At 46.8% G+C, this 17,386-nt stretch carries 19 protein-coding genes; 12 read left to right on the top strand and 7 right to left on the bottom strand.

The features are described 5' to 3' along the window. Together MKMG_RS11675 and MKMG_RS07195 are read right to left on the bottom strand one after the other, a co-directional pair. A partial coding sequence (locus MKMG_RS11675; protein WP_174235643.1) for a PRC-barrel domain-containing protein occupies positions 1-116 on the bottom strand: 116 nt, incomplete at its 3' end. A gap of 105 nt (positions 117-221) precedes the next feature. Next, positions 222-1,100: a CBS domain-containing protein gene (locus MKMG_RS07195; RefSeq protein ID WP_165076927.1), complete on the bottom strand. Its 879-nt coding sequence runs from the start codon at positions 1,098-1,100 to the stop codon at positions 222-224. A 48-nt stretch (positions 1,101-1,148) separates the two neighbouring features. Between MKMG_RS07195 and MKMG_RS07190 the strand changes: the two genes are divergently transcribed. Further along, on the top strand, positions 1,149-2,111 hold the full coding sequence (locus MKMG_RS07190; protein WP_165076925.1) for a GTPase: 963 nt from the start codon (positions 1,149-1,151) through the stop codon (positions 2,109-2,111). Here MKMG_RS07190 and MKMG_RS07185 read toward each other — a convergent pair. Next, positions 2,059-2,970 (bottom strand): presenilin family intramembrane aspartyl protease PSH, encoded by a 912-nt coding sequence (locus MKMG_RS07185; RefSeq protein WP_165076923.1) that lies wholly within the window; start codon positions 2,968-2,970, stop codon positions 2,059-2,061. The genes MKMG_RS07190 and MKMG_RS07185 overlap by 53 nt on opposite strands. Positions 2,971-3,101: 131 nt before the next feature. On the opposite strand from MKMG_RS07185, the gene MKMG_RS07180 reads away from it, so the two are divergent. The 8 genes from MKMG_RS07180 to cofC are packed head-to-tail and all read left to right on the top strand — an operon-like array spanning position 3,102 to position 8,137. Then, positions 3,102-3,416 carry a hypothetical protein gene (locus MKMG_RS07180; protein WP_165076921.1) on the top strand — a complete coding sequence of 105 codons (315 nt, stop codon included), beginning with the start codon at positions 3,102-3,104 and terminating at the stop codon, positions 3,414-3,416. Positions 3,417-3,442: 26 nt separating this feature from the next. Then, positions 3,443-4,444 (top strand): flap endonuclease-1, encoded by a 1,002-nt coding sequence (gene fen / locus MKMG_RS07175; RefSeq protein ID WP_165076919.1) that lies wholly within the window; start codon positions 3,443-3,445, stop codon positions 4,442-4,444. A 57-nt stretch (positions 4,445-4,501) separates the two neighbouring features. Next, positions 4,502-5,515, top strand: a complete 1,014-nt coding sequence (gene cofG, locus MKMG_RS07170; protein ID WP_165076929.1) for a 7,8-didemethyl-8-hydroxy-5-deazariboflavin synthase subunit CofG — start codon at positions 4,502-4,504, stop codon at positions 5,513-5,515. Then, positions 5,508-6,218 (top strand): phosphoribosylaminoimidazolesuccinocarboxamide synthase, encoded by a 711-nt coding sequence (gene purC, locus MKMG_RS07165; RefSeq protein WP_165076928.1) that lies wholly within the window; start codon positions 5,508-5,510, stop codon positions 6,216-6,218. The genes cofG and purC overlap by 8 nt, the downstream gene beginning before the upstream one ends. Positions 6,219-6,230: 12 nt before the next feature. After that, positions 6,231-6,476 (top strand): phosphoribosylformylglycinamidine synthase subunit PurS, encoded by a 246-nt coding sequence (purS, locus tag MKMG_RS07160; RefSeq protein WP_165076917.1) that lies wholly within the window; start codon positions 6,231-6,233, stop codon positions 6,474-6,476. After that, entirely contained in the window at positions 6,473-7,168 is a 696-nt protein-coding gene (gene purQ, locus MKMG_RS07155; protein ID WP_165076915.1) for a phosphoribosylformylglycinamidine synthase I, read from the top strand. The genes purS and purQ overlap by 4 nt, the downstream gene beginning before the upstream one ends. A 4-nt stretch (positions 7,169-7,172) precedes the next feature. Next, positions 7,173-7,475, top strand: a complete 303-nt coding sequence (locus MKMG_RS07150) for a ferredoxin-thioredoxin reductase catalytic domain-containing protein (RefSeq protein ID WP_165076913.1) — start codon at positions 7,173-7,175, stop codon at positions 7,473-7,475. A gap of 17 nt (positions 7,476-7,492) precedes the next feature. Further along, positions 7,493-8,137 (top strand): 2-phospho-L-lactate guanylyltransferase, encoded by a 645-nt coding sequence (gene cofC / locus MKMG_RS07145; protein ID WP_165076912.1) that lies wholly within the window; start codon positions 7,493-7,495, stop codon positions 8,135-8,137. Here cofC and cofE read toward each other — a convergent pair. The 4 genes from cofE to glyA are packed head-to-tail and all read right to left on the bottom strand — an operon-like array spanning position 8,090 to position 11,757. Next, positions 8,090-8,872 carry a coenzyme F420-0:L-glutamate ligase gene (cofE, locus tag MKMG_RS07140; RefSeq protein WP_165076911.1) on the bottom strand — a complete coding sequence of 261 codons (783 nt, stop codon included), beginning with the start codon at positions 8,870-8,872 and terminating at the stop codon, positions 8,090-8,092. The two genes, cofC and cofE, sit on opposite strands and share 48 nt — an antisense overlap. Positions 8,873-8,876: 4 nt before the next feature. Then, complete coding sequence (gene folP / locus MKMG_RS07135) at positions 8,877-9,689, bottom strand: dihydropteroate synthase (protein WP_165076910.1); 813 nt, start codon at positions 9,687-9,689, stop codon at positions 8,877-8,879. After that, positions 9,683-10,516 (bottom strand): bifunctional methylenetetrahydrofolate dehydrogenase/methenyltetrahydrofolate cyclohydrolase FolD, encoded by an 834-nt coding sequence (gene folD / locus MKMG_RS07130; RefSeq protein WP_165076909.1) that lies wholly within the window; start codon positions 10,514-10,516, stop codon positions 9,683-9,685. The genes folP and folD overlap by 7 nt, the downstream gene beginning before the upstream one ends. After that, positions 10,510-11,757 carry a serine hydroxymethyltransferase gene (gene glyA / locus MKMG_RS07125; protein WP_165076908.1) on the bottom strand — a complete coding sequence of 416 codons (1,248 nt, stop codon included), beginning with the start codon at positions 11,755-11,757 and terminating at the stop codon, positions 10,510-10,512. Before glyA ends, folD begins: the two co-directional genes overlap by 7 nt. Positions 11,758-11,921: 164 nt before the next feature. Between glyA and MKMG_RS07120 the strand changes: the two genes are divergently transcribed. The 3 genes from MKMG_RS07120 to MKMG_RS07110 are packed head-to-tail and all read left to right on the top strand — an operon-like array spanning position 11,922 to position 17,007. After that, positions 11,922-12,830, top strand: a complete 909-nt coding sequence (locus MKMG_RS07120; RefSeq protein ID WP_165076907.1) for a hypothetical protein — start codon at positions 11,922-11,924, stop codon at positions 12,828-12,830. Positions 12,831-12,845: 15 nt separating this feature from the next. Continuing rightward, on the top strand, positions 12,846-16,292 hold the full coding sequence (gene smc / locus MKMG_RS07115) for a chromosome segregation protein SMC (protein ID WP_165076906.1): 3,447 nt from the start codon (positions 12,846-12,848) through the stop codon (positions 16,290-16,292). After that, positions 16,285-17,007 (top strand): segregation/condensation protein A, encoded by a 723-nt coding sequence (locus MKMG_RS07110; protein ID WP_165076905.1) that lies wholly within the window; start codon positions 16,285-16,287, stop codon positions 17,005-17,007. Before smc ends, MKMG_RS07110 begins: the two co-directional genes overlap by 8 nt. Positions 17,008-17,386 lie beyond the last annotated feature (379 nt).

Raw genomic sequence — 17,386 nt, 5'->3', positions numbered from 1 at the left:
TCAGTAACTTCCCCTGATTTATAATCCGCCATGATATTCCGTATTGTTCCGATAACAATACCGTCTGTACTCATCACTTTTTTTTTGGAGAGTGTCCGGGAGAATGTCAGTTTCATATACAAAAAGAGAGGGTTTCAAGTATATAAGTTATTGCAAATCCCTTTAATTGTCCTTCATTTTAGCTTTAAACCTGCATTGTGGGCTGATTCTTATTATATTTTTCAGGGGGATGGGAATAATCGGATGATATCCGATTGTGTGAGAATCCCTACGGGCTGTTCATCTCTGACAATGATGAGTCTGCCAATATTCTGCTGTTTAAATCTTCCAATCACTTCATACAGATTGATGTCCGGTGAAGCTGTCACAACATTGTGTGTCATCACATCAGTAACAGAGTCTGACAGGGATTTGCCATCTGCAATACCATCTGCGACATCTGTAAGAGTTATGATTCCCCGTACCTGTCCATCCTCTGTCACGGGTGCGCCATGTATTTTTGCCTCAGAAAATATTCGGCAGGCGTCTGCAAATGTTGCGCTTACTTCGATGCAGATAACAGGGGAAGACATATAATATTCAATCTGTTTCTTTGGAAGGGAGATCATCTCAGTAATCGTAATCAGAAGTGACTGGGATACCTCATCCTTTCCGTAAATCTCCCCGCGCACAAGAAGTTTATTCACCGGCGATGGTCCGATGGTTATTGCATCCCCGATATCGAAGAGTCTGACACTGCCGATTAATTTCACCACTGCATGACAGATGTCAGGGTGGCACAGGGTGGTAAAATCGATTTCAGATACATTGACACTTGGCACCAGTTCTTCATTTTTTCGTATGGGGACAAGGGACTCATTTGCATAATCTGCAATATTCAGTTCCCGGTAGGCCCGTGATGTTGGTGTATAGCCGCCTTTGGGTCCTGGCACCCCGTCCACAAGACCCAGTGCCCGGAGGGCCTGCATTTGATTCCGGACAGTACCTGGATTTCGTTTGAGTACTCCAGCAATTCCCTCGCCTTTTATTGCTGAAGAACTCTCATGATACAGCGTAATCAAAGTGATCAGAATGTCCTTCTGGATCGGTGACAGTTCCATAGTGATTAATTGCTTCGCAATTGCTAATAATAATAGGTTGTACAGCATATGGAATATGAGAAAATACCGACAATACTCACTGCAGATGAACTGCTTGACCGGGCCTTCCGGAAGCCTGCTATAGTCAAACATGAGAAACGAAACAAGAAACGTGCGGATGAAGAATTTATCCGTTCAACATCAAAATCACTGAGCGATAAACTCGTCTACATGGTAAAACAGTTTCCGACGATAGAGAATCTTCCGGTATTTTATCAGGATATGACCGACCTTCTCTTTGGGATTGACAAGATGAGGCGTTCTCTGGGTGCATTATCATGGGCCGCCAATCAGGTAATGACCCTGGGGAATGAATACGCATGGAGAATTCGCAGGTCGGAGGACTCGTCTGATGTTCGTAAACAGGGAACCGCACGCATTGCCTCTGTTATTCACCAGATTGATGATGAACTACATTTCCTCAATGAAGCACGCAACACCCTGAGGAAGCTTCCTGATATCAGGGATGAATTTACCATTGTTGTTGCAGGGTTCCCGAATGTGGGGAAATCCTCGTTTATCCGGCATATCTCATCTGCTGAACCGGAGGTGGCAGAGTATGCGTTTACGACAAAACAGATTGTGCTTGGACACTGCCAGATAGGAAGAGATCGGATTCAGATTGTTGACACACCGGGCATTCTTGACCGGCCTGCTCATGAACGGAATTATATTGAGCATCAGGCACTCTCTGCGATAACAAATGTCGCGGATGTCATCCTTTTTATCATTGATGCAAGTGAGGCATGCGGATACCCGATTGCTGAACAGCAAAACCTCCTTGAAGAACTCCGGCGGATAATGGATGATGTGCCCATTGAGGTTGTGGTGAACAAATCAGACCTGAAATCACTTGACGGATATTACAATATGTCAACTGCGTCCGGTGAAGGTATAGAAGAGATTGTAGATCTTCTCCTTACATACCGGGAATCCAGCCCCAGCTCCCCGTTAGTGCACATAGAAGAATAAATCCGGCGATTGCTCCCCCGTTTAACAGGGGGAGTCCTGCCTGAGGTTTTCCTCCTGAAACAAACCATAACAGGGCTGCCAGACCGATGACGGTTCCCGCCATGGCGCCGAGGGTCGGCAGGGTGATGCCAAATACGGCGGGTGCGCCGGTTAAAAATGCAAAGGAAGAGACTACCAGAATATTCGGCATGATGAGATCCCCCATTCCCATAATATATGCCCCTCTGTCTTCTTTCTTCTCTTTTATTCCGATTCCTTCTTTGATGTATGAATAATTGAGCGATTTGGGTACCACAACCAGAATCGGAGTCTTCATATTGATGACACTCTCAGCCAGATCGACCATATGTTTTGTACGGTATACCGACACTGCATCGTAGACGGCAAGGAGTATCAGAAGAATGATAACCGGAAGAATGGTGAGGGATATGCCAAATATTGCTGCAGCGCCTCCTGATATCAGAACACCAAGAATATCGATGACATACCATTCAGGGTAGGCATATAGGAGCCCTCCTGAGATGACCGTGGCAATGACTGTTAGTGACCATGCGACAAGGGTATTTCCCATGGCAAAGAGGAAGAGTGCGCTGTAGATGTATCCAAAGATAAAGAGGATGGAGAATCCGATAATGGCCTTAATTGCAAACTCCTTCCCGCGCTTGATGAGCCAGAGGAGGACGGCTGTGAATATGAGGAGTATAATGATAAAGTAGATAGGATTTGCCGCGGATTCTGGATTTTCAAATGCTTCATACCCCGCGCCAAGCATCAGGGGCGTGAGGAAGATGGAGAGGAGCTGTACGGCAACCATCAGAATTCCCATCCCGATAAAAGGGGCGATTTGTCTCGTATTCATTGATGAATGAATATTTACCCTGATTGGTTATAAAAGAGTATTTGTGAAATCAATAATATATGACATCCGGGATGGATAGTGACCAAATCGATATAGGTAATTTAATTAGTGCCGTGCAGATATCAAATATCATGGATATTCAGGAATCCATTGTCGATATCATACTGGCGATTGTTCTTATCATATCGACGTTGGTTCTGATCCTGCGGGTATGGCAGGATCTGATACTTGCTGTTGCAGCAACGCTGATGATGGCATCGCTGGGGGGACTGTTTCTGTCCCTTGGGGCAAAGATCAGAAATCTTGATCAAAACGTCATTGCCAGGGAACGAACGATGCGCATGAATCTTGATGAGCTGAATCTGATGGTATGCAATAAATGCGATACCATGATCTCAGAGGTCCATCAGATTGTCAGTGAACTCTCCCGCAGAGTATACCGTTAGAACAAACAGATATTATTTTGATATTTATGGGCGTTGCATTACGGGAAGTTCTGACAGATTATAAAGTGCCGGTAGGCTGGGATGCTCTCTCCGGTACAGCAGCGATTGATGGAAATAATGCGTTATACCAGTTTTTGACCATTATCCGACAGCAGGACGGCACTCCTCTGATGAACCGTGAAGGTAAGGTTACCTCCCACCTGTCAGGACTCTTCTTCCGGACTGCCCGTTTTCTCGAATACGGGCTCAAGCCGGTCTATATTTTTGACGGCAAACCACCTGACCTGAAGTCTTCAACCATAGCAAAAAGGCGTGAACTGCGTGATAAAGCGGGAATTGCCTGGAAACAGGCCAGGGAAGAGGGTGATATTGAAGAATCCTATAAGCAGGCACGCGCTGCCTCCCGCGTTGATGAATGGGTGGTGTCAAGTTCAAAGGAACTTTTGAGTGTAATGGGCATTCCATTCGTGGATGCTCCCAGTGAGGGTGAGGCACAGGCGGCCTATATGGTGCAGAAGGGTGAACTGGACTATTCTGTTTCACAGGACTATGATTCACTGCTGTTCGGGGTGCCGGTGCTTGTGAGAAATCTGGCAGTCAGTGGCAAACGGCGTTTTCGTGGACGAACGATTGTAGTTGAACCTGAAAAATTATATTTATCAAAGATTCTGGAAGGTCTGAACATTTCACGGGATAACCTGATTGAAATGAGCATACTTATCGGAACAGATTTTAATGCAGGAATTAAAGGAATCGGACCAAAAACAGCACTGAAAATTGTACGGAATAATGCATTTTGGGAGACGCTTGATGAAAAAGCGCCGGATTTTGATCCCCAGCCCGTCATTGAATTTTTCCGTTCGCCACCTGTGACTGATAATTATACTATTTCATGGAACAAACCTGATGAATCCGCTGTCCGTGAGCTGCTCTGTTCGGTGAATGATTTCTCAGAAGAACGTGTTGATGCAGTCCTCACAAAGATGCGCACAACTGCAGGTCAGAAGACTCTTGACCAGTGGTTCTGACTTTTTTTTTCTGCCATTTCCGAAGGTTGAATATGTTGAATGCAGATACGTATATTCATGCAGCGGCGTGTGGTAACATTTTCACGCAATGCGTTCCTTCCTCTGACTACGGTCTGTTGTAATTCATGCGGTTACTGTTGTTTTAAGAAATCACCTCAGGCAGGCTGTATCATGTCTCCTGATGCGGTCCGTGATATATTGCAGCATAGCGGTCGTATGGGGTGCACCGAGGCATTGTTTACCTTTGGTGAACGTCCCAATGAAGTGCCGGGTTTTGCTCATTACCTCTCAGAGACCGGCTACACTGATTTTCTTGAATACTGTTATGATATGTGCAGGGAAGCGCTTGCCCAGGGCATGCTTCCCCATACGAATGCAGGTATTCTCACAGAAGAAGAGATGAAACGCCTGCGTGAGGTTAATGCGAGTATGGGCCTCATGCTTGAGACGACAGCGACCGTTCCCGCACACCATGGTTCACCCGGGAAGGCTCCGGAAGTTCGTATTGGTATGATGGAAGAAGCAGGAAAGCAAAAAATTCCATTCACAACCGGTATATTGATCGGCATTGGTGAAACACCTGAAGACCGCATCGAATCACTGGAAGTGATCAGGGATATTCATAAAAGATATGATCATATCCAAGAGGTCATTATCCAGAACTTCTGTCCCAAGGAAGGCACTCCCATGGAAGCTGCTTCTTATCCGGGTGCAGAAGAGATGTGCCGTATTATTCGTCATGCGCGGGAAATTCTTCCTGAAGATGTGATGGTTCAGGTTCCTCCAAACCTTGCTGATGCCTCTGATCTCATTTCCTGTGGAGTTGACGATCTGGGTGGTGTTTCACCGGTCACCATTGATTATGTCAACCCGGAACATCCCTGGCCACAGATTGATGAACTTAAAGCAGTTGTCGGGAATAATATACTGAAAGAACGTCTCTGTATCTATCAGCGGTTCGTTGACAAAGGATGGTATGATGACCGTCTGAATGAAATAATTCAAAGGCTTACTAAAACAATTGAGATACGGAATCTAACAGAATTTGGAGATGATGATTTACATGGATGATGACCAGTTGCTCTATGAGGGGAAGGCAAAATCGGTTTTCCGGACAAATGTAGCCGGAGAGCTGAGAGTAGTATTCCGGGATGATATTACCGCGTTCAATGGCGGGAAAAAGGATATACTTGCAGGAAAAGGAGCATATAATGCGCGTGTTTCTGCATTCTTCTTTGAATATCTTGAAAAAAACGGGATTCCAACGCATTTTATCCGGATGGAAGATGAAAGAACCATGATTGTCAGGGAACTCACCATGATCCCTCTTGAAGTCATTGCACGAAATGTGGCCGCCGGTTCTATCGTTAAAAAGTTCCCGTTCACTGAAGGGCAGCGCATTGATCCGCCTGTTATCGTCACTGACTATAAAGATGATGAACACGGTGATCCGTCGATAAACGATGACCTCATTATTGCTCTTGGATTCCTTTCGCCTGATGATCTGCGGGAAGTCCGTGAGACGACACTGAAAATAAATACCCTCCTGAAAGATTTCTTTACTAAAGCGGGCATTGAGCTGGTAGATTTCAAGATTGAGTTCGGCCGTTCCGGTGACACCATCTGTCTGGGTGATGAAATAAGCATGGACTCCATGCGGTTATGGGATCTTGCAACCGGAGAATCACTGGATAAGGATGTCTACCGGTTTGGCAAAGGTGATGTGCTCTCGGCATATGGTAGAGTTGTTGATAAAATATTACAGGAAAACTGAAGGTTGGATAACATGACAATTACCGTAAAAATTACAATTTCACTGAAGGATGGTATGCTTGACCCGGAGGCCCGGGCGATTCAGCATGCATTGTCAGATCTGGGGTATACAACAGCCTCACTTTCGACAGCACGGGTGTTTAATGTGGGTATTGACACGGATTCATCTGAAGAGGCAAAACGTCTGGCCGCCGAGATGTGCGACCGCCTCCTTGCAAATCCTGTCATCCACTCCTATGAGATTGAGGCTGTTGAATGAGGTTTGCGGTTCTGCAGTTCGGCGGGAGCAACTGTGACCAGGACGCACAGCATGTCATCGAAGACGTCTGCGGTGTTGACTGTGATCTGGTGTGGTACAAAGAAGGGTTTAACCGTTCATATGATGCGATAGTGATTCCCGGAGGATTTTCATATGGCGATTATCTCCGTGCAGGTGCCATTGCGACAAGAACGCCTGTGATGCAGGACGTCCGCCGGCATGCAGCGGCCGGAGGTCTTGTGCTGGGTATCTGTAATGGTGCCCAGATAGGTGCAGAAAGTGGTCTTATTCCGGGTGTATTCACCATAAATAAGTATCCAAAGTTCATCTGTGAGTGGGTGCATCTGAAAGTTGAAAATGCCTCATCACCGTTTACGTCAGGTTATACAGAAGGTGATATCATCCGGATTCCCATTGCGCATAAGGAAGGCAGATATGTTGCAGGAGAGGGAGTCCCACAACGCCTGCTGGATGAAGGCAGAGTAGCATTCCGGTTCTGTGATGCGGCAGGCAACTGCACCCCGGAAAGCAATCCAAACGGTTCAGCGCTTAATATCACCGGCGTGCTGGGTGAGGATCAGAATGTGCTTTTAATGATGCCGCATCCTGAAAGGGCAGCCGAATCCGTTCTTGGTTCAGAGGATGGCAAAAAGCTGTTTGATTCAATGATTGATTACTGTGAAGGGAGATAATTAAATGACGGGCAACAATGATTCAGAGAATGAAGCTGAAGTTCAGGAGGCTCTTCTTGCATGGGCACGGGATTATGCTGCATCTCATGGCTGGAACGTAAATCCAAATGAGAAACAACTGGAAGCCGTTATTAAGGGACTTGCACGAAATACCGCCCGCTTTGGCGAACGGTATTGCCCCTGCCGTATGAGAACAGGTGATCTCGATAAGGATAAGGAAATTATCTGTCCCTGTATATTCCATGAAGCTGAAATAACGAATGATGGATACTGTCACTGCCGTCTCTTCTTTGGCAGTGATGTATAATTTTTCAGGGTTTATTTATGACTGAATCCAGACAGGTTCATGCAATTATTCCATTCCGACCGGTAAATCCGAAGACCCGTCTTTCCGGCGTGATGGACCAGGAAGAACGGGAAGCATTTGCCCGTGCCATGCTTGGAGATGTAGTGTCTGTCCTCCTGGCGGCTGGCTGTTCCCCCGGTATCCTCTCTACGGTTCCGTTTGAGTTTCATGGTGTCCGTACACATGTTGATGACCGGGAATTAAATGAGGCACTGAATGCATATCTGTCCCTGCAGGATACACCGGTGCTGATCATGATGTCAGACCTTCCTTTGATAACACCGGATGCAGTGAAACGCCTTGTGGCAGGCACTGCTGATATCGGTATTGTGCCCGGACGTGGTGGTGGGACAAATGCTCTCTACATCAGAAAGCCACAGGCATATCATGTTGATTATTACGGTGCATCATTCTGTGATCATGTCAGGATTGCAGAGGCTGCCGGATTGAGCTATGAGGTCATTGACTCTTTTTTTATGTCAACAGATATCGATGAAAAAGAGGATCTGGTTGAGATTCTGATCCATGGAAGTGGGCGTAGCCTGTGTTTTCTAAAGGAGATCGGGCTTACGCTGTCACTTGAACATGGCAGGGTTGGCATTCAGCGCAGCTCCCATGAATAGGCATTCTTCTGCTGCGATATCCGGTATTCCGGATATATCACAGACTGTTAACGAGAGGCCCTGAATAACTGCCGCAGGCATTGATTCATCTGCTTCTCCCATCACCAGTTCGGCAGCTGATGCGATATTGTCTGCGACTGCCTTTTTTGTCACCGTCAGTTCGCGTCCGAAGAGATCGCGTTTTCCGACTTCATCCGTCACTGCAAGGGTTCCTGCACATCCGATTGCAACACCACTGCACCCCAGACGCATTGCATGTGTGCGTGAATCTGCGATGATGACGATTATTTTGCATCCGGTTTTTTCCTGGATTCCGGCACGGATTGTTTCAGCACTTCTGTTGGGGTTGCGCGGCAGGCATACCACGGTTCCCGGCGGAGCATTTGATCCGTCAATACCCGCATTCGGGAGGAGCGTCCCGTTCTTCATGCAGAGAAGGAATCCGGGAATGCCGCCGATTATTGTATCACTTTCCTGAATGACGGCTTCTGCAAGGTGTGGGTCCATCTGATAGGTCTCTGCGTATCTGCAGGCTTCTGGTGACGGTGTGTTCTCTGAAAGGGTGACGAGGGCCCCTTCAGCGGTTGCGACAGCATTCTCTGCAATTACAATCACATCACCGTCTTCCAGTGTCAGACCGGTCTGCAGGAGTGATTTCAGAAGAATCCCGGTGATGTCGTCGCCTGGCACAACAATACCTGTTTTCAGACCCGTTACGTTGAATTGTGTGTTCATTGGATCATATCCGCAGATTGAGTTTCTGGTGCACACGGATAATGTCTGCGGTTTCGCGGACATCGTGTGCGCGTATTAATGAAGCCCCTTTATCCATGAGGGAGCAGGTTACTGCCAGTGTCCCCGCAAGTCTGTCTTCCGGGCTTCTTCCGGTCAGGTCACCGATGAATGTTTTTCTTGATACTGCTGCAAGAAGGGGTCGCTCTAATTCCAGAAATTCTGAAAAATGACGACATAATTCCCAGTCATCTTCAGGTTCCCGTTCAGGAATCCATTTGCCAATGGCCGGATCAAGAATCAGCTCTTCAATTCCGGTTTTTTCTGCCCGTTCAACGACTACAGACAGGGTGGACATGGTGGCCCTCACGCCTCTGACATCTCCGGGTGCAGCCTCTGAGGCCATGCATATCACCGGCAGTCCTGAATCCGCGGCAATCCGGGAATATTCCGGATCTGCCAGTCCGTGAATATCATTAATTGCAGCAATATCGTACCGGAGTGCTGCATTCAGGACTTCGGGGTGCATGGTGTCAAGAGAGATGGGAATACTTAATCCCTCAATGTGCTTTAGAACGTCTGTTATCCGTTCACGTTCTGTATGCACCGGGATTGTGGGTGAATCGGGTGCTGTGCTTCGCGCACCAATGTCAATGATATCTGCACCTTCATCGGCAAATCTTTGGGCAGTGCTTAATACTGACCCGGGCGGGACAAAAGATTTGGAAAAGAATGACTCGGGGCTGGCATTGATAACAGCCATCAGCCGTACCGGGGCATTCTTTCCAACAGTGATATTTCCAATTCTGCAGGTTAGCATAAATGGTTTTTCGCAGCTTTAAATGTGTTTTCCATGAGAGTTGCGATGGTCATCGGACCAACGCCTCCGGGAACCGGTGTGATTGCGGATGCAATGGCACTGACTGCGTCAAAGTCAACATCGCCGCAGAGTTTGCCATCTTCGTCCTGGTTGATGCCAACGTCTATTACCACTGCTCCGGGAGTGACCATCTCTTTTGTGATAAAGTGAGCTTTGCCAATAGCACTGACAATGAGGTCAGCTCTCCTGACCTCTTCTGCAAGATTTTTTGTCTTGGAGTGGCAGATGGTCACCGTTGCATCGGCGTTCAGCAGAAGGGCAGCCATTGGCCGTCCGACATCAACGCTTCTGCCGATGACTACTGCATTCAGTCCTTTTGGCTCAATGTTGTATTCCTCAAGCAGTGTCATGATACCGCCAGGCGTGCATGGCACAAAAGTGGGGCGTCCGGAGAAGAGTGCTCCCAGATTTTCCGGATGAAATCCATCCACATCTTTCTCGGGGGACACCGCTTCAATGACAGCTTCCGTATCGATATGGCCGGGGAGAGGGAGCTGGACGAGAATGCCATCGACAGATGCATCTTCGTTGAGTGCATTGACATGTGCAATCACTTCTTCTGTTGTTGCATCATCTTTCAGGACAACACCAACAGAACGGATGCCGACTTTGTCACATGCCTTGTGCTTCATCCGTACATACATCTGTGAAGCAGGATCTTCACCGACAATTACTGTTGCAAGTCCGGGTGAGAGTCCGGATTCCCGGATCTCACGGTTCAGGATTTCAAGACGTTCCTGTGAAACGCTTTTTCCATCAATTAACATACTGCATCAGGGTAGAGGGGGTAGCCGGAAGCAAGTGCCTTCACTTCTGCCTTTACTTCGGCCTTCAGCTGGGTATTGTCCTTGTCTTTCAGCACACGGCCTATGAGGTGAGCAATCTGCTTCATTTCGTCTTCCTTCATGCCACGGGATGTAATGGCCGGTGTGCCTATCCGGAGACCGCTGGTGACAAACGGACTGCGTGTCTCGCGCGGAATGGTATTCTTATTAACCGTGATTCCTGCGTCTCCGAGTGCATTTTCCGCTTCGAGACCGGTGATGCCAAGATTCGTCAGGTCAAGAAGAATCAGGTGGTTATCGGTTCCGCCGGAGACCAGATCGAATTCATCTTCAATCAGTGTCTCTGCCATTGCCCGTGAATTTTTCACAATCTGCCTGGCATAGTCTTTGAATTCCGGTTTCAGCGCCTCTTTGAAACAGACTGCCTTTCCGGCAATCACATGCATCAGGGGGCCGCCCTGCATTCCGGGGAAGACCGATTTGTCAATGGCCTTTGCATCTTCTTCATTGCACATGATTGCGCCGCCACGCGGACCACGGAGTGTTTTATGCGTGGTGGTGGTGGTGAAATCAGTCACGCCGACAGATGTTGGATGTTCCCCTCCTGCAATCAGGCCCGCAATGTGGGCAATGTCTGCCATGCAGTATGCACCCACTTCTTCAGCAATCTCCTTGAATGCCTTGAAGTCGATGGTACGCGGATATGCGCTTGCGCCGCAGACAATCATCTTTGGTTTCTGTTTACGTGCCTGTTCAGCAATGGCAGCATAATCCAGGGTTTCGGTTTCTGAGTCAACGCCATAATGTGAGACGGAATACCACTTTCCTGTGATATTTACCGGTGATCCGTGTGAGAGGTGGCCACCCTGTGCCAGATCCTGACTCATCATCATATCATTGTGCTTCATGTATGCGAAGTAAACCGCCTGGTTTGCCTGGCTTCCTGAAACAGCCTGTACATTTGCATGTTCAGCGCCATACAGTTCACAGAGACGGTCGCGCGCAAGGTTTTCGACCATGTCATGGTACATACAACCGCCATAATACCGTTTGCCAGGATAGCCTTCGGCATACTTGTTGGTCATAATAGAACCGACAGCTTCGAGAACCGCTCTTGATACTACATTTTCTGAAGCGATCAGTTCAAGGCCATTGACCTGGCGTGAACGCTCCATTTCAATAATATCATAGACTTCTGGATCAGATTCGGCCAGATAAGACATATGCAGAAATGTTGACCTGAAAAGAGTATATATGTTGTTACGCGGATCAGCTTTCACCATGAATTCATCACGTTTCCTGCGTATTTCCCGGAAACACATTCATATATAACAGAACATAAGAATTATTAGATTATCTGTGAAATGGTTCACTTGGGAGAGGTCAGATGGCACAGAATCAGCGGGAGATAAACCGACTCAGGCATATTATTGAAGAGAAGGACAGGGAGATTGAGATGCTCAGAGAAAATGAAGATGATTCTGACAGGATGAATCCCGGAATCACTGAAGATATATCCCACCGGGTTGCTGGACTGGAGGGGATAGTAAAGGGACTGGCAGATGATTCTGGCAGGATGAATCCCGGAATCACAGAAGATTTTTCCCACCGGGTTACTGATCTGGAAGGGATGGTTAAGAGGCTGGCAGATGATTCCCGCAGGATGGATCCCGGAGTCTCAGAAGAATTATCCCACAGGGTTGCCCGACTGGAGGGGATGGTTAAGAGGCTGGCAGATGATTCTGGCAGGGTGGATTCCCGAATAACAGACAAATTATCCCACCGGATTACTGAACTGGAAGGGGTGGTTAAGCGGCTGGCAGTCTCTGCTACTCATGCTGCACCCCAGAAGAACACGCGGGTTACTGAACTGGAGGGGATGGTTAAGGGGCTGACGGATGAACTTCTTGATCTCAAGGCTGAGGTAAGGAAGATGAGGGAAGTCCTTGAGGGGAAGAAAGAGCTAAATCCGAGGCCCGATACCCGGCGTGTGCGTCCGGCTCCTGAAAAGATGGTGCGGCGGTCTGAGCAGATGGTAAAACGACCGGGACAATCCCCGCAACCTGCCAGTCGACCTGTAGAACCAGAACCGGAATTGGGCACTGCAACCATTATGCAGCCCGACGGTACTCTTGCAGAGGAGCCACGAAATAATAATAATGACCTCATTGTTGCCGGAAACCGCCCTGCAAGCATGTATCAACCCAAGGTAAACCGTGAGTATGTCAGCAGAGAAGAAAAGAAGCCTCTCATCTATGCAGATGAAGATGACACTGTCGAAATAAAGAAGAAATAGTTGGGAGTCTGCTCTTTGTATATCACTGAACTTGAGATTGATAATTTCAAGTCATTTGGGAAAAAGACCAAAATCCCCTTTTTTGAGGGTTTTACTGTCATATCCGGGCCAAATGGTTCTGGAAAAAGTAATATCATTGACAGTATTCTGTTCTGTCTTGCACTGTCGAGTGCACGGGGACTCCGCGCTGAGAAACTAACCGATCTTCTCAATGTAAATACCGGTAAAAATACTGCTGAAGTATCCATTACTTTTTCGGATAATACAACAATCCGCAGAAGAATAAAAAGAACCGCACATGGATATTACAGCTACAATTATCTCAATGACAGGCTCTGTAAACAGGGAGAAATTGTTGATTTTCTGGCAAAATATGGCATAAAAGCAGAAGGTTACAATGTTGTCATGCAGGGGGACGTTACACGGATTACTGAGATGACGGACAATGAACGGCGGAAAATAATTGATGAAATTGCCGGCGTTTCAGAGTTTGACAAGAAAAAAGATCAGGCACTTGGTGAACTTGAGGTTGTCCGTGAACGGATTGAGCGTGAAGAACTTGTTCTGACTGAATTGATTCGCAGACTTGGCGAGCTTGAAAGTGAGCGGGAACAGGCAATCAAATATCGGGAATGGCAAAAGAGACTGGATGAACTCAGGAGATGTCGTTCTTCTGCTCTTTTGAATGAACGTAAGCGTGAATTCGTTTCTCTGAATGAGATTATTGCGGGTCATGAGAGCGATTTAGGGCTGGCCGGAGAACAGAAAGGGACTGCTGTCAGTGATGCCGGGGAGATACAGGCGAAAATCCGTGATGTATCTGAAGATATCAATCGAAAGACCGGCAGTGAATATTTAGAAATTCTTGAAAAAATTGAGTCAGCAAAAGGAAATATTCGTTCACTGACTGAATCCATTGATCGTAATAATGCTGAGAAGAAAGGAAACTCAGGATCGCTTCAGTCGATTTATACGAATACAAAGCGGGCTGAAACAAGTGTCAGTGAACGTTCAGATGAGATTCGTGCGCTCTCAATCGATCGCTCAAATCTCAGTATGGATCTGTCCCGTTTCAGGGACGAACTTAAGAAAATTGAAGAGTCTCTCTCTGCTGAGAGTGATGAGGTGTCTGGTGCCCGCGATCAGTTGTTTGCCTACCAGAATACGATTGCTGAATTAAAGGAAGAACGATCTGATCTCATCGGGGAACGGGACCGGACGATAGAGCGGAGTCGTTTCCGTACCTCTGAGAATGAACGCCTGAACAGAAGAGTCGATCAGATTAACAGTGAACAGTCTGATAAGGAAAAACAGTGTTCTCAATATGAATCTCTGATTAAAAACATTGAATCTCAGAAATCAGCTGTTCAGGAACGGATTGCACGCACAGAATCCCTTCTTATGAAGAATCGTTCTGCACTGGAAAAAGTGCGGAAAGATATTCAGTCAAAAGAGCGGGAGGTGATGCGTCTGGAGGCACAGCAACAGGCGGCCGGTGGGACAGGCGGACGTGCCCTTGATGCGATTCTCGGGATGAGCGGGATGTATGGTACTGTTGCACAGCTTGGAAAGGCGCCTCCTGAGTATGCCACAGCACTTGATATCGCTGCTGGCGGACGTCTGAATAATGTTGTTGTGGAGACGGATGCCGTTGCATCGTCGGCAATTGCGTATCTTAAAGAGAACCGGTTAGGCAGGATGACATTTCTGCCCCTGAATAAGCTGAAGTATCATTCATTGCCCCCACTGAAGAGGACATCTTCTGCTGTTATCGATTATGCTGAGAATCTCCTTGATTTTGATCCTCTGTTTGAACCGGTATTCCGGCAGGTATTTTCAGGTACAGTGGTCGTTGACCGTCTTGAAAATGCACGGCGGATGATTGGTTCTTCCCGGATGATTACTCTTGAGGGTGAACTCCTGGAGAAAGGGGGTGCCATGACCGGTGGGTCAAGGAAGCAGCGCTCAGGAGGGTTTGGTGTTGCCGTTGGTGAGGATCTTCAGAAACTTGAAGCAGAGCTGATGGGTCTGCATTCTGAATTTAATGATCTTGAATCAGCAGTTGGCAGATATGCTGATGAAGCTGAGTCTGCACGGCGTGAGCGCAGCAGTGCAGATGATGAACTTGCCCGCTACCGGATGCTGTATGATGAGTACAGGAACCGAATCACATCACTTGCTGATGAACTGGAAGGAATTTTTAAGTCTCAGCAGGATTCCCTGGATGTATCGAAAAACGGCGGTCGTATTCTTGCAGATGTCGAGAAGGAAATTGAGGAAAAAAATACTCGTATCTCCCAGGTTGCGGGTGACATTGAGGAATTGAAATCCCGCCTGAATGCGACAAATATCCCTGCTCTGTCAGATGACCGCGAACGTCTTTTGCGCGAATGTTCGGATATTGAGCGGCGCCTTAAAAATAAGGAAGCTGACATCCATGATAAGCAGCTTGAGCGTCAGCATTTCAGAAACCGTCTGGAGGAATTTGCCGGACAGCGTGAGACTATTGAACAGCGGAACAGATCCATCGATGATGACATTTCCGGCGCAAATCGTTGTATTGCTGAAAAAACTGATGAGATTGCCTTACTTGAACAGCGGAAGCAGTCATTTTCTGATGAAATAAGCGGGCTTCAAAAAGAGCATGACAGTCTGACGGATGCTCTTCATACTGTGGAACGCAGGATTTTTGAGATCGATGCAGATATTGAAAAAATAAGATTACAGATTTCATCTCTGAATGAACGAAAGGTCACTGTTATTGAGGAGATTGAGTCTCTGAAACAGGAGGTGGGCGATCGGCAGACGGATATGACCCTTCAGGAGATTGAAAAGGGCATTGGTTCTGCTGAAAGTGCGATTAAGAGAATTGGTGCGGTCAATATGCTTGCAATTGAAGAGTATGATCGTGTCGATAAACGTGTCCATGAACGATCTGAGAAGAAAGAGGTGCTCTCAAATGAACGAACTCTTTTGATGGAGCGTATTGAATATTACGGGAAGATGAAGTATGATGCGTTTATGGAGGCATATACTGCGATTGATACGAACTTCAGGAGGATTTTTGCAGAGTTGACATGCGGTTCCGGTCAGCTTGTCCTTGATAATGAGGATGATCCGTTTGCCGGAGGGATGACATTTGCTGTCCAGCCGCAGGGCAAAAAGGTTCACCTGCTTAGTTCACTATCCGGAGGAGAAAAATCACTAACCACGCTTTCGTTCATATTTTCTGTTCAGCAGTTTATGCCGGCTCCATTTTATGCACTGGATGAAATTGACATGATGCTGGATGGCTCTAATGTGGAACGGGTCTCCACAATGATTCAGGAATTATCGACCGGTGTGCAGTCCATATGTGTCTCTCTTCGAAAACCAACAATTGATCGGGCTGATCAAATTATTGGAGTAACCGCTCGTCCGGACAAATCAACGTATGTTACCGGTGTAAAAAACAATGCCTGAAGAGCCGGTTGAAATACTTGTATCAATGGCAGAATCCGGGGAGATTGATCCCTGGAATATTGATATCGTTGAAGTAACGGACCGGTTTCTGGGTGAACTTGAGCGGATGAAGACTCTGGATCTCAGGATTTCCGGCAGAACTCTGTTTTTTGCGTCTTTTCTTCTCAGAATGAAATCTGAGTATCTTGAAGAGTCTGAAGACGATGAATCTGATATTATTGAAGACTCGTTTGAGTTGTCAGATGATTTTGAATCCGATCCGGATTTTTCATTTGATGATGTGTCAGAACCAATTGAAAGACTTGAACGAGAGATTAAACGAAGGATTGGCAGAAAGGGAAAGCGAAAAAGTCCGGTTACATTGTATGAACTGATCAAGGAACTGAAGACGGCTGAGAAGGTGGAACGCCGGAGCAGCCGCAAAAAACGTGCGTTTCCGGATGTAATCTTTGCTGCTTCCGACATTGTTTCTGTTGCGCATGAGGAAGATCTTCAGGATTTGGCAGTATCTGCGTATGCCTGTTTTGAGGAGATGTCGGCTACGGATGAGATAATTACACTCTCGTCTCTGAGTTCTGCAATGAATATGGATTATCGCGCAGTTTATCTTCCTTTATTGTTTTTAATGCTTGAAGGAAGACTGATTATATGGCAGGATGAATTTTTCGGGGATATTTACATAGATAAGTGGCGCGCAGATGCATTTGCTGAATAATTATCCAGTTTTTTTGTAATCGAAGTGTATCTGGCCCTTTGTTGTTCATCTCATGAGGTGGTGAACTGAATCTGCTACAGAATTTATTTTTCAGGTCTGGGACTGAAAGAAGAAGTGAATTAAAATAACCCTGCTGAAAATATGCAATATTCTTCAATTGATTCCTGAAATAAATGCAATATGTCCTTGATTTAAATCTCCATCTGTTTTTTGTTTTATTTCACGGTCTGGCGCCATTTGAGATGTAAATGAATATGTTTATCTCTGAGAAGTTACCACTTAGTTAGGTCGATTGTCTGGGACAAACGGGGGCACAACTGCCTTTGTTTGCACCGCAGACAACAATACAGGGAAAAATGATCCCTGCTTCCCTCCGTCG

The sequence above is a fragment of the Methanogenium sp. MK-MG genome, assembly GCF_009914725.1.
Taxonomy (GTDB): domain Archaea; phylum Halobacteriota; class Methanomicrobia; order Methanomicrobiales; family Methanomicrobiaceae; genus Methanogenium.
This window is presented reverse-complemented; position numbering and strand designations above follow the sequence as displayed.

What these genes read in the sequence shown, in the direction of transcription:
- purS (WP_165076917.1), top strand. Translation starts at nt 6,231, where the DNA reads ATGACAATTACCGTAAAAATTACAATTTCACTGAAGGATGGTATGCTT.
- MKMG_RS07185 (WP_165076923.1), bottom strand. Translation starts at nt 2,970, where the DNA reads ATGAATACGAGACAAATCGCCCCTTTTATCGGGATGGGAATTCTGATG.
- cofG (WP_165076929.1), top strand. Translation starts at nt 4,502, where the DNA reads ATGCAGCGGCGTGTGGTAACATTTTCACGCAATGCGTTCCTTCCTCTG.
- MKMG_RS07195 (WP_165076927.1), bottom strand. Translation starts at nt 1,100, where the DNA reads ATGGAACTGTCACCGATCCAGAAGGACATTCTGATCACTTTGATTACG.
- purC (WP_165076928.1), top strand. Translation starts at nt 5,508, where the DNA reads ATGGATGATGACCAGTTGCTCTATGAGGGGAAGGCAAAATCGGTTTTC.
- purQ (WP_165076915.1), top strand. Translation starts at nt 6,473, where the DNA reads ATGAGGTTTGCGGTTCTGCAGTTCGGCGGGAGCAACTGTGACCAGGAC.
- MKMG_RS07120 (WP_165076907.1), top strand. Translation starts at nt 11,922, where the DNA reads ATGGCACAGAATCAGCGGGAGATAAACCGACTCAGGCATATTATTGAA.
- MKMG_RS07110 (WP_165076905.1), top strand. Translation starts at nt 16,285, where the DNA reads ATGCCTGAAGAGCCGGTTGAAATACTTGTATCAATGGCAGAATCCGGG.
- fen (WP_165076919.1), top strand. Translation starts at nt 3,443, where the DNA reads ATGGGCGTTGCATTACGGGAAGTTCTGACAGATTATAAAGTGCCGGTA.
- MKMG_RS07190 (WP_165076925.1), top strand. Translation starts at nt 1,149, where the DNA reads ATGGAATATGAGAAAATACCGACAATACTCACTGCAGATGAACTGCTT.
- glyA (WP_165076908.1), bottom strand. Translation starts at nt 11,757, where the DNA reads ATGTCTTATCTGGCCGAATCTGATCCAGAAGTCTATGATATTATTGAA.
- MKMG_RS07180 (WP_165076921.1), top strand. Translation starts at nt 3,102, where the DNA reads ATGGATATTCAGGAATCCATTGTCGATATCATACTGGCGATTGTTCTT.
- cofC (WP_165076912.1), top strand. Translation starts at nt 7,493, where the DNA reads ATGACTGAATCCAGACAGGTTCATGCAATTATTCCATTCCGACCGGTA.
- folP (WP_165076910.1), bottom strand. Translation starts at nt 9,689, where the DNA reads ATGCTAACCTGCAGAATTGGAAATATCACTGTTGGAAAGAATGCCCCG.
- MKMG_RS07150 (WP_165076913.1), top strand. Translation starts at nt 7,173, where the DNA reads ATGACGGGCAACAATGATTCAGAGAATGAAGCTGAAGTTCAGGAGGCT.
- cofE (WP_165076911.1), bottom strand. Translation starts at nt 8,872, where the DNA reads ATGAACACACAATTCAACGTAACGGGTCTGAAAACAGGTATTGTTGTG.
- folD (WP_165076909.1), bottom strand. Translation starts at nt 10,516, where the DNA reads ATGTTAATTGATGGAAAAAGCGTTTCACAGGAACGTCTTGAAATCCTG.